Source organism: Lentzea alba (assembly GCF_047445655.1).
GTDB lineage: Bacteria > Actinomycetota > Actinomycetes > Mycobacteriales > Pseudonocardiaceae > Lentzea > Lentzea alba_A.
The window spans coordinates 72962-88814 of sequence record NZ_JAJAEG010000010.1; the positions used below are offsets into that span (position 1 = coordinate 72962).

At 69.5% G+C, this 15853-nt stretch carries 18 protein-coding genes and 1 pseudogene; 15 read left to right on the plus strand and 4 right to left on the minus strand.

Annotation, left to right across the window (positions count from 1 at the left end; all coding sequences use genetic code 11):
- Positions 1–77 precede the first annotated feature (77 nt).
- From LFM09_RS17965 to LFM09_RS17980, 4 genes are all read left to right on the plus strand, one after another.
- Positions 78–446, plus strand: coding sequence for a nuclear transport factor 2 family protein (locus tag LFM09_RS17965; RefSeq protein WP_414097613.1), 369 nt, complete (start codon positions 78–80; stop codon positions 444–446).
- Positions 443–805: a cupin domain-containing protein gene (locus LFM09_RS17970; protein WP_414097614.1), complete on the plus strand. Its 363-nt coding sequence runs from the start codon at positions 443–445 to the stop codon at positions 803–805. Before LFM09_RS17965 ends, LFM09_RS17970 begins: the two co-directional genes overlap by 4 nt.
- 83 nt (positions 806–888) lie before the next feature.
- Positions 889–1311, plus strand: a complete 423-nt coding sequence (locus tag LFM09_RS17975) for a hypothetical protein (RefSeq protein ID WP_414097615.1) — start codon at positions 889–891, stop codon at positions 1309–1311.
- Positions 1269–1391, plus strand: coding sequence for a hypothetical protein (locus tag LFM09_RS17980; RefSeq protein ID WP_414097616.1), 123 nt, complete (start codon positions 1269–1271; stop codon positions 1389–1391). Before LFM09_RS17975 ends, LFM09_RS17980 begins: the two co-directional genes overlap by 43 nt.
- An 86-nt stretch (positions 1392–1477) precedes the next feature.
- Here LFM09_RS17980 and LFM09_RS17985 read toward each other — a convergent pair whose 3' ends face one another.
- Entirely contained in the window at positions 1478–1906 is a 429-nt protein-coding gene (locus LFM09_RS17985) for a hypothetical protein (protein WP_414097617.1), read from the minus strand.
- A 209-nt stretch (positions 1907–2115) separates the two neighbouring features.
- On the opposite strand from LFM09_RS17985, the gene LFM09_RS17990 reads away from it, so the two are divergent.
- From LFM09_RS17990 to LFM09_RS18015, 6 genes and pseudogenes are all read left to right on the plus strand, one after another.
- Entirely contained in the window at positions 2116–2253 is a 138-nt protein-coding gene (locus LFM09_RS17990) for a hypothetical protein (RefSeq protein WP_414097618.1), read from the plus strand.
- A 39-nt stretch (positions 2254–2292) separates the two neighbouring features.
- Entirely contained in the window at positions 2293–2454 is a 162-nt protein-coding gene (locus LFM09_RS17995; RefSeq protein ID WP_414097619.1) for a hypothetical protein, read from the plus strand.
- A 34-nt stretch (positions 2455–2488) separates the two neighbouring features.
- On the plus strand, positions 2489–2689 hold the full coding sequence (locus LFM09_RS18000) for a hypothetical protein (RefSeq protein WP_414097620.1): 201 nt from the start codon (positions 2489–2491) through the stop codon (positions 2687–2689).
- A complete protein-coding gene (locus tag LFM09_RS18005) occupies positions 2686–3612 on the plus strand; it encodes a hypothetical protein (protein ID WP_414097621.1) in 927 nt (308 codons plus the stop codon). Before LFM09_RS18000 ends, LFM09_RS18005 begins: the two co-directional genes overlap by 4 nt.
- A 109-nt stretch (positions 3613–3721) precedes the next feature.
- Complete coding sequence (locus tag LFM09_RS18010; RefSeq protein ID WP_414097622.1) at positions 3722–4495, plus strand: sensor histidine kinase; 774 nt, start codon at positions 3722–3724, stop codon at positions 4493–4495.
- Positions 4492–4842, plus strand: a pseudogene (locus LFM09_RS18015) (response regulator); the annotation flags it as partial. The gene LFM09_RS18010 and the pseudogene LFM09_RS18015, both read left to right, overlap by 4 nt.
- A gap of 62 nt (positions 4843–4904) precedes the next feature.
- Here the strand turns inward: LFM09_RS18015 and LFM09_RS18020 are convergent.
- The 3 genes from LFM09_RS18020 to LFM09_RS18030 form a co-directional block, all read right to left on the minus strand.
- Positions 4905–8462: a helix-turn-helix domain-containing protein gene (locus LFM09_RS18020; RefSeq protein ID WP_414097623.1), complete on the minus strand. Its 3558-nt coding sequence runs from the start codon at positions 8460–8462 to the stop codon at positions 4905–4907.
- A 78-nt stretch (positions 8463–8540) separates the two neighbouring features.
- Complete coding sequence (locus LFM09_RS18025; protein WP_414097624.1) at positions 8541–9656, minus strand: ArgE/DapE family deacylase; 1116 nt, start codon at positions 9654–9656, stop codon at positions 8541–8543.
- Complete coding sequence (locus LFM09_RS18030) at positions 9653–10657, minus strand: pyridoxal-phosphate dependent enzyme (RefSeq protein WP_414097625.1); 1005 nt, start codon at positions 10655–10657, stop codon at positions 9653–9655. The genes LFM09_RS18025 and LFM09_RS18030 overlap by 4 nt, the downstream gene beginning before the upstream one ends.
- 98 nt (positions 10658–10755) lie before the next feature.
- On the opposite strand from LFM09_RS18030, the gene LFM09_RS18035 reads away from it, so the two are divergent.
- From LFM09_RS18035 to LFM09_RS18055, 5 genes are all read left to right on the plus strand, one after another.
- Entirely contained in the window at positions 10756–10980 is a 225-nt protein-coding gene (locus LFM09_RS18035) for a hypothetical protein (protein WP_414097626.1), read from the plus strand.
- 142 nt (positions 10981–11122) lie between these two features.
- Positions 11123–11395 (plus strand): hypothetical protein, encoded by a 273-nt coding sequence (locus tag LFM09_RS18040; protein WP_414097627.1) that lies wholly within the window; start codon positions 11123–11125, stop codon positions 11393–11395.
- A 22-nt stretch (positions 11396–11417) separates the two neighbouring features.
- A complete protein-coding gene (locus LFM09_RS18045) occupies positions 11418–11726 on the plus strand; it encodes a DUF6653 family protein (RefSeq protein ID WP_414097854.1) in 309 nt (102 codons plus the stop codon).
- A 57-nt stretch (positions 11727–11783) separates the two neighbouring features.
- Positions 11784–13775 carry an NAD-dependent DNA ligase LigA gene (gene ligA, locus LFM09_RS18050; RefSeq protein WP_414097628.1) on the plus strand — a complete coding sequence of 664 codons (1992 nt, stop codon included), beginning with the start codon at positions 11784–11786 and terminating at the stop codon, positions 13773–13775.
- 901 nt (positions 13776–14676) lie between these two features.
- The gene (locus tag LFM09_RS18055) at positions 14677–15744 is read left to right on the plus strand and encodes a glycoside hydrolase family 88 protein (protein WP_414097629.1); all 1068 of its coding nucleotides are present in this window, start codon (positions 14677–14679) and stop codon (positions 15742–15744) included.
- Positions 15745–15853: the final 109 nt, after the last annotated feature.

Genomic DNA, 15853 nt, shown 5'->3' on the forward strand with positions numbered 1-15853 from the left:
ACGTGCGCGTCCGGTGTTGACGGTGCGTTGACGGTGGCAGCGCACGCTCCTCCCACGCCTCAGGAAGGAGCGGAACCGTGAGTACCACCGAACAAACGACATTCGATGTCGAGGCACTGCGCCGCGGCATCGAGGAACGCGATGCGGCCACCCTGTCCGCGCTCTACACCGACGACGCGGAACTGACCATCGTGGACAGCGTCAACTCCCCGAGTGACCCGAGGATCCTGCGGGGCACAGCGATCGGCGCCTACCTGGACGACATCGCCGCCCGCGACATGACCCACTCCCTCGACCGCGTGGTGGTCACCGGCGACCACGTCGCCTACCTGGAGTCCTGCCGTTATCCCGACGGCACCCAGGTCCTGTGCGCCGCGGTGCTCGACCTGGCAGGCGGACGAATCAGCCGCCAACTCGGTGTGCAGGCATGGGACGGTGCGCGATGACCACGTTCGACCACCGCGACTTCGAAAAGCCCGATGAGGTCCGCGACTTCGACTACGGGCACGTGGAACTGCTCCGCTTCGACGACACCCGCGAGGTCGGCCGGCTGACACTCAAGCCGGGCTGGCGTTGGTCCACCCACGTCAAGCCGATCGCGGGCACCGACCTCTGCCAAGCGCCGCACTTCCAGTACCACGTGTCCGGCACGCTGAGGGTGCGGATGGCCGACGGCACCGAGTTCGACGCCACCCCGGGTCAGGTCACGAGCCTGCCCGAGGGACACGACGCATGGGTGGTCGGCGACGAGGACGTCGTCGTCGTGGACTGGTGGGGCGCCACTCACTACGCCGAAAGTCAGTAGCCGCACCGTGCGGGAGCAGGCCGGTCGCAGCCGCTCCCGCACCCGGTCGGTGCCAACAGCTCGGCTGCCGGCGTCGGCTGATCGTGTTGCCCGCCGTCCAGCAAAGCCTCGCCCTGGAAAGCGAGACCGACCCGTCACTCACCCGCCCGTACCCCCTCGACACCCTCGGCGCCGAAACCCAGCGCATGATCGGCTACTGGCTCGCCCGGTCCCAGCGCAACGCGGGCGTCCGCAAACCGGTCCTCGCCGTCGTCACCCAAACCGTCGTCGACGCCGCAGATCCGGCGTTCGCAGCGCCAACTGAGTTCATCGGCCCGATCTACGACCGCGCACCCGAGCCGCTCCGGCTGGTCGAACAGGAGTCCGTCGAGCAGCTCGTGAGCGGCGGGACCATCGTGGTCTGTGCCGGAGGGGGAGGAGCCCCGTCGTCGACAACGGGTAGCTCCACGGCGTCGAGGCGGTCGTGGACGAGGACCTCACCTCGGCCGAGCTCGCGATCGCGCTGAAAGCCGACCACCTGCTCTTGCTCACTGACGTATCAGCAGTGATGTCCGACTACGGCATTCGGCAGGTTGTGACGCCGTGAACGAGTTCAAGGACAGCCTGCGCATGCGCGAACGCACCTGCACCGTTGCCAGGGTGCGGCTGCTGACGTGGGTGCCGGAGGACTGATCAGTCGCCCGAGACGCCCCACACGGCGATCTCGGCGGGCTTGCCGTCCTCGAAGAGCGTGGTGAAGCGGCCACTCCCGCGCGGGAAGTCGTGCAGTGCATCGGTTTCGTACGCGGCCTCGAACTGCTCCTTGGTCGGCTCGCCGCCGCCGAACACCGTGCGCACGGTGTTCGCAGGCAGCGGCAGGATCGTGCCGATGTCGTCTCTGGTCCCGACCTGCCAGATGTCCAGAATGGAGTGCGTGCCCTGCTCCGCGAGCCGCTCGTGCTCCATGTACAGCTCGTGCAGCTCCTGGAGCGTGCTCGGCCACGGCGCGTCGTCTCCCCACAGGTACTCGCGGCTGGCGAGCACATGGCAGTGCAACGTCGTCAGCACCGCCATCGGGTTCGGGTCGAACTCCGTGTAGTACAACCAGCCGGACGCGCCCATGATGATCCCCCCTCGACTTGGTGCGCGGACGATAGCCCGATCACCGCGCCGCCGGGCCGAGTTCGGCGGAACACTCCGAGGTGCCTGTCCCGCTTGCGCGCGACCGACCAGCGGTTCACCCGGCGAGCGACGGTGCCGCTTGGCTGGGTGTCAGGCCGCAAGCCTCGGCCGCACGACGGTGTAGACCGTCCGGGGCGAGACCCACGCCGATGTGGGTGCTTTCCACGGCCGAGCTGACAAGCGAGGGCCGCCAGGTCGAGGTCGCTGCGTTGATGGAGGGCGTGCGGCGGTACGTGCACGGCGAGGTGTTCGTCCTGGCAGACCGCACGATGCACTTCCCGGTGTGACCGGTGTGATGCGGCGCAACGGGTCTAGCTTGCCCCGTCATGCACGTGATCTTCTTCCGATCGGACGGCTGGCGGTCGTGGGACGTCGAGTTCGAGCCGGTGGTCCGCGAAGGCGTGCCGGTGCTCATCGACGACGACCTCCCGTTCGAGGACGAGCCCGGACGCCCGCGGCCGACGGGCGTGGTCAACCAGAGTCGATGAAGTCGGCGACGGTGCCGAACTGCAAGACGCGGGCGTGCAGCGCGGTCTGATCATGGCCCAGCAGGAAGTCCTCACCTACAACTGGGTGGGTGCGCTGGCGGCGGTGCCGCTGCCCGACGACCGCACCCTGTTCGACCGTGAGCCGAGGTACAGCCGTCCACTCCCGGCGTACCAGGCTTACCGTCAGCGTATGGCCCGTAACGATCTACGGCTGGCGATCGAGAAACTGGCGTGAAGGCGTTGTTCGTGCGGCTCCACCGATTCACCCGCGTGCGCGGGCTGATCGTGCTGTTCGTCGGCCTGACGACGGGGCTCGCCTTGCTCGTCATGGGAGGGTTGGAGAAGCTCAGCGGCGTGGGCGGCGTGCTCGGCATGGGGCTGAGCGCACTCGTGATGATCGTCGTGGGTGCCGCCAAGTACCCGCGGTCGGCGGGTACGCCGTCGCACGAGCAGGTGGTGTTCGGGTTGCTGCGGGCCCGGAAGAAGTACTGCCTCATCCTGCGGCCGTTCGGACAGGACGCCGAGATCGTGTTGCCGAAGACGGGGGCCAAACGCCGTACGGACAGTGGGCCCTTCACCCGCAACCTGACCATGGAGCAACTCGTCACCCGCGCCGCGCGCACGGTGCTCGACATGGACACCTACGGCATCGTCGACCAGCGCACCACGTTCGCCCCGCCGGGACCGATCCTGATGCGCGCCGCCGACGATGTATGGCAAGAGGTCGCCCAGCGACTCATCAGCCGCGCACACGTCATCGTGCTGATCCTGCCGCCGGACCGGGACTTCGGCGACGGTTTCGTCTGGGAGATCGAGCAGATCCGGCAGGCCGGGGCAAGGTCGCGCGTCGTCATCGTGCTGCCGCCGTGCGACCAGAACACGGAGGCGTACGAGGCGGCACTGCGACGCGCGTGTGTGCTGCTGGCGTTGTTGGACGGCGAACTCGACCACTTCAAGGTCCACGAATACGAGCTGACGCTGCCCAGTGGCACGCTGGTCATCCGGTCGACCGCCCACGGAGCGAAGTGGTGGCAGACCCGCGACCAGCCCGCGGAGCGCACGATGCTCGGCCGCAAGCGCAAGACCGTGGTGGCCGACATGACCTATCTCGAAGCACTCGACGTGGCGTTGCGGGAGATCGACCACGAGCAGTCGTGACCCGCAAGGGGAGGAGAGCGGTGCCCGGTTCAGACCGACTGTTTTCCTGAGTCACAGCACCAACGACGACCCGGTCGCGGCCGCGCTGCTCGCAGTCCGCCATCAGCGCTTGGCGGCCGAGTCGGAACGTGCGCGCCAACGCGCGGAAGCCACGGAACTCCGGACCGCTCTGCTGTCGTCCGTGGGACACGACCTGCACACGCCGCTGACCTCCATCAAGGCGGCGATCGACAGCATGCGTTCGCCGCGCCTGCAGCTTTCCTCCGCGGACACGTCCGAGCTGATGGCCACGATCGCGGAGTCCTCCGGCCGCCTGATCGGACTCGTCGACAACCTCCTCGACCCGTCGAGGCTGGCCGCAGGCGTGGTGACAGCCCAGTTGCGGCCCGTCAGGTACGAGGAAGGGGTCGCCGGCGCTTTCTCCAGCATCAGCGAGAGGCATCTCGTCTGCGCGGAGCTCGACGACCGCGTGCCCTTGGTGGTGGCCGACCCAGGACTGCTTGGACGGGTGGTGGCCAACCTCATCGACAACGCCCTGCGCCACGGGTGTGCTGCTGCAGAGCAGCTGGCCGACGAGGGGCTGGCTCTCGCCGCGGTTCGCCGGGTCGCGATCCGTGCCAGTGGTTACGCCGATCGCGTAGAACTCCGCGTCGTCGACCACGGCCCCGGACTGCACAAAACGGTCCTCGAGACCGCTTTCATCCCGTTCCAGCGGCTCGGCGATCGCCAGACGTCCACAGGCACGGGCCTCGGCCTGAGCGTTGCGAAGGGATTCGTCGAAGCGATGAACGGCACGATCACCGCCGAAGCCACGCCAGGTGGCGGTCTCACCGTCGTCGTCTCTCTCCCCGCGTACGACCCGGCGAAGGAGTGCTCCGCATGACGACCGTCCTCGTTGTCGACGACGAGCCGCAGATCATCCGGGCACTCCGCATCAACCTCGCCGCGCGCGGCTACAACGTCCGAGTCGCGATCAACGGACACGCGGCCTTGACCGACGTTGCGACGCACAAGCCGGACGTGGTCGTCCTGAACCTCGGGCTGCCCGACCTCGACGGGGTCCAGGCGATCAGCCGGATGCGCGGCTGGACCACGGTGCCCATCGTCGTGCTCACCGTCGACGGCAACTCGGCGCGTAAGGCCGAGGCGCTCGATGCCGGGGCGGACGACCACGTCACCAAGCCCTTCGGCATCGACGAGCTCCTGGCACGACTGCGCGCGGCCGTTCGTGGAGTTCCTCTGAGTTCGTGAGCAGGGCCGGGTCGCTGTGGGCGGCGACCCGGCCCGACCCTCTACTTCGGACAGATGGGAGCGTGGTCGACGTCGGGGAAGTAGCGGTTGCGGTCCTCTTCGGACAGAGCCGGTGACGCCGTGGCGCAGATCCGATCGGCGGCGTGTTCGGCGTCGGCCTCCCACAGCCGGACCGTGCGGTCACCGCCGACGCTGAGCAACGTGTGACCGTCGGGGCTGAACGTCAGCGCGTAGACCCGTTCGGCGTGCCCGGACAGCGTGGCGAGCGGGGCCCGTTCGGAAACGCTCCACAGCCGCACGTCGCGGTCGGCGCTCGCGCTGGCCAGGGTCCGGCCGTCCGGGGAGAACGCGACGGCGTGCACGACGTCGGTGTGCCCGGTGAGCTCGGTCGCCGGTGTGCCGGCGGCGAGGTCGAACAGGCGGACCGCGGAGTCGGTGCTGCCGGTGGCGAGGAGGTTGCCGTCCGGGCTGAACGCCACCGACTTCACGGTGTGCGTGTGGCCGGTCAGGTGCTTCACGACCTGACGGCCGCCCACGTCCCAGATCCGGACGCTGAAGTCGCCGGAACCGCTGGCCAGAAGCTTGCTATCGGGGCTGAAGGCCAGGGCTTGCACCGACTCCGCCGTGCCGGACAGCGTGCCGAGCGACGAACCTGTCCGAGCGTCCCACAGGATGATCGCGCGGTCGGTGCCGCCGGTGGCGACGACGTGACCGTCAGGGCTGATCGCCAGGGCGTTCACGGCGTCGGAGTGGCCCGCGAGCGGAGGCAGCGGGGCCGGGCGCGCCGGATCGGTGATGTTCCACCGGTGCACGCGGTGGTCGGCGCTCGCGGCGAGGAGCGTCTTGCCGTCCGGGCTGAACACCACGGAGTTCACCGGACCGTCAGGTCCGTTGAGGACGGACAGCAAGGTGCCGTTCTGCCACAGCCGCACCGAACGGTCGTAGCTTCCCGTTGCGACGAGCGACCCGGAGGTCGCCACGGCGTAGACGGAGTCGTTGTGCGCCTGGAGAAGCCCACCTGGCAGGTCCCACAGCCGGACGGTGTGGTCGTCGCTCGCGGTCGCCACGTTCGCGCCCACGAAGACCACGCCGACAACAGCAGCCGTGTGCCCGGTCAGCACCAGGGGATCAGCGGGTTGGGCTAGGTTCCACACGCGGACCGTGCGGTCGACGCCGGTGCTCGCGAGGCGGCCGTCCGCGCTGAACGCCAGCCCGCGCACGCCATCGGTGTGCCCGGCCAACACTCGCGGCTCGCCACCGCCGACGGGCCACAACCGCACGACGCGGTCTTGCCCGGCTGTGGCGATCTGCTGGCCGTCAGGGCTGAACGCGACGGCCTGCACCGCACCGACGTGGCCGGGCAACGCGCGGAAGATGCCGTTCAGCTCCCACACACGCGCGGAGCCGTCCCACGAGCCGGTGGCGAGCTGGTCTCCGTTCGGGCTGAACGCGAGCGCGACGACGGCGGCGCTGTGCGGCAGGACTGCGACCTCGCGCGGGTGTTGAAGGTCGGCGAGGTCCCACACCCGGACGGTCCGGTCGCTGCTCGCCGTGGCGAGGAGCCGGTTGTCGCGGTTGAACGCCACGGCGTTGACGAGGTCGGTGTGGGGGAGTGTCGCGAGCACGGTGCCGGTGGTGGTGTCCCACAAACGGGCTGTGCGGTCCCATGCCGCCGTGGCGAGCACCGTTCCGTCGGAGTTGAACGCGACGTGCACAACGCTCTCGGTGTGCGCGGTCAGCGTCGACAGCTCGCGTGGGTGGTGCGGGTCGGTGACGTCCTGGAGTGTGATCGTCCTGTCGCGGCTGGAGCTGGCGAGCAGGTGCCGGGCCGGGGCGTGGGCGACCGCGTTGACGTGATCGGAATGGCCGGTCAGGCGGGTCGCGTAGAACGGCGTGAACGAGCTGAGCACCTGGCTGCGGGCCTCGGTGGTCGGGGACAGCCGGTAGGCGGCGAGCGCGAGCTGAGCGGCCAGGGCCGGGTTGGCGGCCCGCAGCCGTTCGACGTCCTGGGCGACCTTCTGCGAGAGCGCGATGTTGCGTTGCCGGGTCGCTTCGGAGGTGGCTCGAAGGGCGGCCAGGCTGATCCCGGTCGTCGCGACCAGCAGCATGGCCAGCAGGGCGACGCAGACCTGGAGTCTTCGTCGGCCCCGGCGGGCCGACGCGAGCTCGGCCTGCTCCGCGGTGAGGCTGGCGGTCAGGAACTCGCGTTCGCGGGTGGTGAGCGGATGCGGCGGTTCGGTCAGCCACGGACGCAACGACGCCAGCCGGGCACCGCGGATCAGCGCGCCGGGATCGCGGTCCAGCGACTCCCAGACGGCCGCCGACTCGGCGAGGTCGCGGTGGGCGCGCAGGCCGTCGCGGTCCGCTGCCAGCCATTCGCGCAGGCGCGGCCAGCAGCGGATCAACGCCTCGTGGGTGATCTCCACGCGGTCGTGGTCGACGGTGACCAGGCGGTGCGTGGTCAGCGCTTCCAGCACGAGCGCGGTGTCCGGTTCGTCGTCGAGCTCGTCGCGGCTGATCCGGCGTTTGGTGTCCTCCGTGCCGTCGCCGACCGCGGTGAGCCGCATGAACAGCGACCGCACCAGCTCCTGCTGCCGTTCGGTGAACTGCGCGAACACCGACTCGGCCGTGCGGGTGAGCGCGCCCTCGAAGCCGCCCGCGGCCCGGAAGCCCTGCAGCGTCAGGGTGTTGCCCTTGCGGCGGTGCCACGTCTCCAGCAGCGCGTGCGAGAGCAACGGCAGCGCGCCCGCCTGTTCGGCGCAGTTCGTCACCAGCTCGGCGACCAGCGCGGTCTCGACCGCGTGCCCGGTGCGGCGGGCGGGCTGGATGATCGCGGCGCGCAGCTCGTCGGTGGTCATCGGTCCGACCGTGACCTGCGCTTTGCCCATCGCCTCGACCAATGCGGGGAAGTCCGTGCAGTGGCCGTAGAAGTCGGCCCGCACGCCCAGCACGACCCGGCGCGCGGTCAGCTGGTCGACGAACCGCCTGCGCACGTCCCGGTCCTCGCAGAGCGTGAAGATCTCCTCGAACTGGTCGACCACCAGGACCGAGTCCTCACCGGCGTTCCGGACGACCTTGGTGAGCTCGTCGAGCGGCTGCACGCCAGGTGTGAAGAGCGCCACGCGGTTGCCGAGCCTGGGCATCAGACCGGCTCTGAGCAGCGACGACTTGCCTGCCCCTGACGCGCCGACCACGACGACGACCGGTTGTCGCGCGACCCGGTCGGCGAGTTGGTCGACCAGCTTGTCCCGGCCGAAGAACCGTTCGGCGTCCTCCGGCTGGAACGCGCCGAGGCCCACGTACGGCGCGTTGGCATCCGGTTCGGGTTCCGGTCCGTCAGCCACGGCCGTGGCGTACCAGCGGCGTTCCCACTCCTCCTCTGAGCCGCCGCACGCGCGCACGTACGCGAGCGTGACCTGCAGCGTCGGTAGTTTCCGGCCGGCGGCGGCCTGTGACAGCGCCGCTTCCGAGTAGTGCGTCATCGAGCTCAGTTGGCGGTAGGTCGGCTTGCCGGCTCGCTCCCTCAGCGACCGGAGCTCCCGCGCGAACGTGAGCACGGCTGTGTCGCCCGTGTCGAGCGGGCGTTCCTTGCGTGGCATCTAATTCCCCCAGTGAAATCGAACTGCCAGCTGGGGAACGTTAGTCGACGGTGGTCTCGTGCGGCTGACTTCGGCATATCAGCCGCAGAACTCGGTGATCGTGCCGGTCAGGACGTCGGTGAGGCGGTCGAGGGAAGCCAGGTCGACGTGCTCGGTGGCGGCGTGCGCGCCCGCGCCGTCGACGCCGAACAACAGACACGGGATGCCGGCGGCGGCGAGCAGGGCGCAGTCGGTCCAGAACGGCTCCGCCCTGATCACCGGCGGTGCGCCGAGGTTGGCGATCAGGGTGCGGACGATCTCCGCGTCCGGGTCGGCCTCGAACGGGTCTCTGGCGAGGCCGCGGGTGAGCGCGGCTTTGAAGTCCGGGACGGTCGCGGTGAGGTGGTCCAGGATCTGCGTGAGCTCGTTCTCGACGTGGTCGGGGGTCTCGCCGGGCACGGTGCGGCGTTCCAGGGTGATCCGGCAGGCCGACGGGTAGGTGGAGGCCTCCTCGCCGCCGCTGATCAGCGAGGCGTGCACGGTGCCGGTGCCCAGGAGGTGGTGCTTCGGGCCGGTGGCGAGGTCGTGGCCGTGTTGTTCCAGCGCCACCAGGAAGTGGCCGGCCTTGGCGATGGCGTCGACGCCGAGCTCCGGTCGTGAACCGTGCGCCGCCCTGCCCTCGATCTCCACGTCGAACCACACGAAACCCTTGTGCGCCAGGGTGACTTCCAGATGGCTCGGTTCGGTGACGATCGCGGCGTCTGCGGTGAAGTGCTGCAGCACCTCTTCGGTGCCGAAGCTGCCGTGCTCCTCGTCGGCGACACACGCCACGATGACGTCACCACGCAGGTCTTTGGTTCTGGCGGCGGCGACCATCATGGCCGCGACGCCGCCTTTCATGTCGAACGTGCCACGGCCGAACATCTTGCCGTCTTTGACTTCGGGCTTGAGCGGGTCGCCGTCGTAGCCGGCGGTGCCGACCGTGTCGACGTGGCCGTTGAGCATCAGCGACCTGCCGCCGCCGGAGCCCTTCTTGACGGCGACGAGTGAGGGGCGGCCTGGTCGTTGCTCCAGGCGGTGGATCTCGAAGTCGTTGGCGCTCAGCCAGTCGGCGCAGAAGTCGACGATCGTTTGTTCGCCGTTGCCGCCGGGTACGAGGTCCGGGTTGACCGAGTCGATCGCGATGAGCTCGGCCAGCAGGTCGCGCGGGTTCACCTGGTGTCTCCCCGGGGGTTGGCGGCCTGACCTTCGGTGCTGATGAGCACGACGGTGCCCAGTTCGCCCAGGTCGTCGCGGATGGCGCGCAGCCCGGCGAGCGGTGCGGCGCCGCACGGTCCGGAGTGGACACCGAGCGCGGTGAGATCGCTGACCGCCTGGGCGCATTCGGTGTCCGAGATGGCGACCGCGGCATCGAGGCCGTTGTGCAGGAACGGCCAGGCGGTGGCCGACGGGGTGCCGCAGTTCAGGCCGGCCATGATCGTGTCGCTCGTCGGGATGGTTCTGCGCTCGTTCGTCCTGAGGCTTTTCAGGACGCAGGCGGCGTTCTCGGGTTCTACCGCGAGCAGCCGCGTGCGTGAGTTCTTGCTGCGGTAGTGGGTGATCACGGCCTGGGCGAACGAGCCGACGCCGACCGGGATGACGACGAGGTCTGGGTCTTCGTCTTCGAGCTGCTCGTCGATCTCGGTGCAGAGCGTGCCGTAACCCTCGACGATCCAGGCCGGGATCTCCTCGTAGCCCGGCCAGCCCATGTCCTGCACCAGAATCCCGTCGGCCTTGGCCGCGAGGCTGACCGCGTCGTCGTAGGAGCCGTCGACCAGGGTCACTTCGGCACCTTCGGCCTTGATGGCCTCGACGGCTTGCGGGTGCACGTTTCGCGGCACGAAGACGTGGGCGCGTTGGTGGAAGAGCATGGCCATGCGGGCCACCGCCCGGCCGTGGTTGCCGTCCGTGGCGGTGGTGAGCGTGACCGGTCCCGGGTGGTTCTCGAGGACGCGGTGGACGGCCCAGGAAGCGCCGAGGGCCTTGAAGGCGGGCAGGCCGAGGCGAGAGGATTCGTCCTTGACGAACACCCGGCCGGCGTTGAGTTCCGTTGCGAGGGCCGGGAGTTCGGTCAGCGGGGTGGGCGCGTAGTCCGGGAGTTGCACGTGGAAGGCCCGCACGTTCGTGGACGTGGGCGGGCACCTCCAGGCGCGGGCGTCTGACCGCAGGAACTTCATGACCACAGCGTGCGGGTGAGGCCGATCGTCGGTCCAGCGCATGTTTTCGATCTGTATCGGTGGGAGAATTCGACGAATCACTCCCGAGGAGGTGGCCGGTGACCGAGGAAGAACTGATCGTCGAGTTCGCGCTGACCCGCCTCGACAACCCCGGCCTCGACCTGGAGGAGGTCGCCGCGCTCGTCGTCCGGCGGGTGGGGCCGGAGCGGATGCTCGAGTTCGCAGGTCAGACCCTCGCGCACCGCGATGAGCTGCGCGGGGCGGTGTTCCCGGCGGCCGTCGAGCACGTGCTGCGGGTGGTGCTGACCCTGCGTGGCGATTGACCTGGTTCGGTGCTGGTGCTGCACAATTTCGGGTCGAAGGAAGGGCTGCGACAGGCGTGCGATGCGTACGTTCTGGAGGGGTCGATTCCTCGGTTGAACTCGCGGAGGTGCTGCAGGCCGCCACGCCCCGTTCGACTCGATCGTGGAGCGGACCTCGTCGTGGCTGGCCGAGGGGGAGGCTGAGGGGTGGGTGCGGCCTTCTTCGGACGCGCGCGCTCGGGCCGTGACGTATGTGTCCTGGTTGTTGGCGCCACTTGTGCTGGGGCAGCACGTGGGCCGGTTGCTCGGTGGTGATCCGGCGGAGACCTCGGTCGCGGTGCGGGGTGCCGTGGCCGGTCTGGAGATGTTGACGCACGGGCTGTTCGCGGACGACCGGTTCCTGTCGGCTTACCCGGAGGTCCAGAATGGACGTTGAGTTCGTGGCGCGGGCGTTCCGGATGGACGACGAGGCGTGGCGGCGGCACGCGAACCCGTGGAGCGTGTCGACGCGGTTCGCGGCGATTCCGGCGACGCTGCCGGCGATCTGGAGCCGGACCTCGATCGGCTGGTGGTGCCTGGTGCCGATCGGTCTGGTGGTCGTGTGGCCGGTGGTGAAGCCGCGTTCCGGCCGGTGGACTCGCCGCGCAGCTGGACCGAGCGCGGTGTCTACGGCGAACGGGCGTGGCCGACCGTGTTCGGGGCGACACTCGTCGTGGGCGCTCAGCTGTGGCGGACAGACCGGTTCGGGTGGCTCTGGGAGCGCTTGAGCGGCACTCGATCGTGACTGCACGGAATTGTCAGTGCTGCCGGGTAACGTGCCGACCATGAGTGCTGGGGACCGTATTCAGGAGCTGGCCGCGCGGATCGTGGAGCTGCGCGAGGCGTACTACCAGGGCGAGCCGCTGGTGGCCGACGCCGAGTACGACGCGGTGGAGGACGAGTTCCGCGCGTTGGTCGCGGAGCACCCGGAGCTGGCACCTGCGGACAACCCGCTGGACCACGTGGGCGCGCCGTCGGTGCTGCACGCGCCGGTGCGGCACTCGCGGCCGATGTTGTCGCTGGAGAAGGCGAACAAGCCCGAGCAGGTCGAGGCGTTCTTCGCCCGGTTCCCCGGTCAGCCCGTGGTCGTCATGCCCAAGCTCGACGGGTTGTCTCTGGCTTTGGTGTACGAGAACGGCCGGCTCGCGCGCGCGGTCACCCGTGGCGACGGCACGACGGGCGACGACGTCACCTTCTTGACGCGGGCGCTGTGCGACGGCGTGCCGGACAAGGTCGACGCGCCGGGTCGCGTCGAGGTGCGTGGTGAGTGCGTGATGCTGCGCTCGACGTTCGACACGTACAACAAGGCGCACCCGGACAAGCCTCTGATCAACCCCCGCAACGCCGCCGCGGGCACGTTGCGCGCCAAGGACCCCAAGGCCGTCGAGGGCAGGCGCATGCAGTTCTTCGCCTTCGACCTGACGACCGAGCCGGAGAGCGCCGACGCCGACCTCGACGCGGGCTTGCGCAAGCTCGGCTTCAGCGTCGCCGAGATGCGCCACTGTTCCACCGCAGCGGAAGCCCAGGAGCTCATCGGGGGCATCGAGCAGGCCCGCAACTCGCTCGATTACGACCTCGACGGCGCCGTCCTCCGCCTGGCAGACCGCGACGCGTTCGCCGCCGCCGGCACCCGCTCCAGCTCCCCGCGCGGCGCCATCGCGTACAAGTTCGCCGCCGAGGAGAAGACGACGGTCCTGATGGACGTCGTCTGGGACGTGGGCAAGACCGGCAAGATCGCCCCGGTGGCCTGGCTGGAGCCGGTCTTCGTGGGCGGCACCACGGTCACCCGAGCCACCCTGGCCAACCAGGAGGTGATCCGCTCCCGAGGCATCAAGATCGGCGACACCGTCCTGGTCCGCCGCGCGGGCGACGTGATCCCGTTCGTGGCAGGCGTCCTGGACGAGTCGAAGCGCACCGGCGCCGAGCGCGAGATCATCCCGCCCGCGGTGTGTCCGTCGTGTTCGGAGCCCCTGACCGAACAGGGCAACAGCCGCGAGCTGTTCTGCACGAACGCCACCTGCCCGGCCCAAACCGTGCGCCGCCTGATCCACTGGTCCTCCCGCGCCGCCGCGGACATCGACGCGATCGGCCAGGTGTGGATCGAACGCCTCGCTGAAACCGGCGACCTGGTGAACCCGTCCGACTTCTACGCCCTGACCAAGGAACGCCTGCTGGAGTTCGACCGCATCGGCGACGTCTCCGCGACCCGCATGATCGAGTCGATCGACCGCAGCCGCTCCGTGGGCCTGCGCCGAGCCCTGATCGGCCTCTCGATCCCGATGGCCTCCGAAGGCACGGCGGCAAGGCTGTGCCGCGCGGGCTTCGGCTCGCTGGAAGAGGTGGCCGACGCCGGCGTCGAAAAGCTCGTGGCCGTGGAGGACATCGGGCAAAAGGTCGCCGAGTCCCTGACCGCACATCTGGCCCGCCTGCGCCCCGAGATCGAGCGGCTACGCGAACGCGGCGTGTCCCTGGAGGTGCGCTCCGAGGACCTGCCGCCGGTGGTCGTGGCCGGCGCACCCCTGGAGGGCAAGTCCGTCGTCATCACCGGCTCGATCAGCGACCCGCGCTCCGGCGAAAAGGTCACCCGCCCGACGTTCCAGAAGATGTGCGAGCGCGCCGGCGCGACGGCAGCCTCATCGGTGTCGACCACCACGGACATGCTGATCACCGGCGCGGGCGTAGGCGCGAGCAAGCTGACGAAGGCCGAGAAGCTCGGCGTCGAGGTGGTTGATCAGGGCGAGATCTGGGCGAAGCTGATCGCGGCCGGCATCGCCTGACTGCGTCTTCGGGTTGCGGGAGGCCCTCAGGCCGGCCGGCGGGGGAGTACCGACCTGAGGGCGAGATCTGGCGGCCGCCGGCATCGCGTGGGTTCGCGGGCTAGACGCGGTGGGGTGCGGTTTGCGGTCTGCGTGCGGGACGCCCCCAGGCCGGCCGTCGGGGGAGAGTGCCGGCCTGAGGGCGAGTCTGTGAATGGTCGGTGCGGCGGTCGCCTCTCGGCGGTGGGCACAACGCGGTACCAGCCGAACGGTCTTCCGCGAAGGCGATAGAGGTGAGGCCCGGGGGACACGAACCGCACCGACCACTCTTTACAACGGCACCGGGATCCCGTGTGTTTCCAATGGATCTGTGTGGTCGCTCACCGCCGCGGCCGCGCATTCCACTGAACCTGGACTCACCGCCACGGCCGCGCATTCCACGGCAGCTGGAGTCGCTGATGCGACGGCCACCCAGAACCGCGCACCCCTCGGCATCCGGATTCGCCGCGATGGCCGCGCATTGCAGCGCAGCCCAGACCTGCCACTACGAGGGCGGCCTGGGCTGCGCGCTCCAAGGCACCCAGACTTGCCGCGATGGCCGCGCGCTCCAGCGCACCCGGACTCGCCGCGATGGCCACGCATTGCAGCGCACCCGGACTTGCCGCGATGGCCGCGCGCTCCAAGGCACTCGGACTCGCCGTCACAGCCGCGCATTGCAGCGCACCCGGACCCGCCGCCACAGCCGCGCGTTCCGGCGCATCCGGACTCGCCGCCACGAAGGTCGCTCGAAGCCCGTGCTCCGGCGACGGTGTTCGACCTGTACCGCCGGGGGTACCGGGATCTCGCGAAACCCTGGTCGGCCGACCCGAATCCCCGCTCTAATGGAAACCGACGCCGCCCATGTCACAGGTTGGAGAACCTGATGGTGAGGCGGCGTTCGTTCCTCCTCGGGGCCTCGGCCCTGCCCCTCGTCGGCCCCGGAACAGCCCTGGCAGCCCCTGGAACAGCCCTGGCAGCCCCTGGAACAGCGGGCCCGGTCACCGCGCTGGCCGGCCCCCTCGACACCGGCCGGGCGGTCGCGGACCACTGGATCCGCACCATGAGCCTCGGCGGCAACGACTGGCAGGACGCGACCCTGCACAGCGGCGTGATGGCCCTCTACAAGGCCACCAAGGACACCAAGTACCGCGACTACTCCCTGAGCTGGGCGAACCGGCACAACTTCGGGTTGAGGTCGTCCTCGAGCAACCCGCACTTCGCCGACCACCAGGCAGCAGGCCAGGCCTACCTCGACCTCTACGAGGACAACCCCGAACCACGCCGCCGAGCCGCCATCGTGCGCGAGATCGACGCGACCATCGCGACCGGCAGGACCGACTACTGGTGGTGGGTCGACGCGCTGCACATGGCGTTGCCGATCTTCGCCAGGCTCGGCAAGTCCGACTACGGTGACCGGCTGTACCGGTGGACGCGGCAGCGGCTGTGGAACGACGGGCTCTGGTGGCGTGACGGGAAGTACGTCAACCGGAACATCTACTGGTCGCGCGGCAACGGCTGGGCGATCGCCGCGCTCGCGAAGACCCTCGAAGTCCTTCCGCAGTCATCGCCTTACCGCGCCGGCTACGAAACCGACTTCCGGAAGATGGCCGCGGCGGTGGCGCGAGTCCAGCGCGCGGACGGCTTCTGGAACGTCAACCTGGGCGACCCCAACAACTATCCGGGCCCGGAGACCAGTGGCACGGCGTTCTTCACCTACGGCCTGGCGTGGGGCATCAGGGCCGGAGTGCTGAACGCGAACACGTACCGCCCCGTAGCGATGAAGGCGTGGGACGGGATGCTGCGCGTGGCCGTGCACACCAACGGACGGCTCGGGTACGTGCAGGGCATGGGGCAGCAGCCGTCGGACCACCAGCCGGTCGGGCGCAACCACACCGCGAACTTCGGCGTGGGTGCGTTCCTGTTGGCCTCCTCTGAGGTCGCTCGTATCTAGAACTGGCGGCACCCCGCCCGGCTGTGCGCAGCACAAAGCGACGCACGGCCGGGGGTGCCGTTGGTGCGGAAGAAGAATCTCGCTGATGGCGAGTGAAACGGGCTTGACG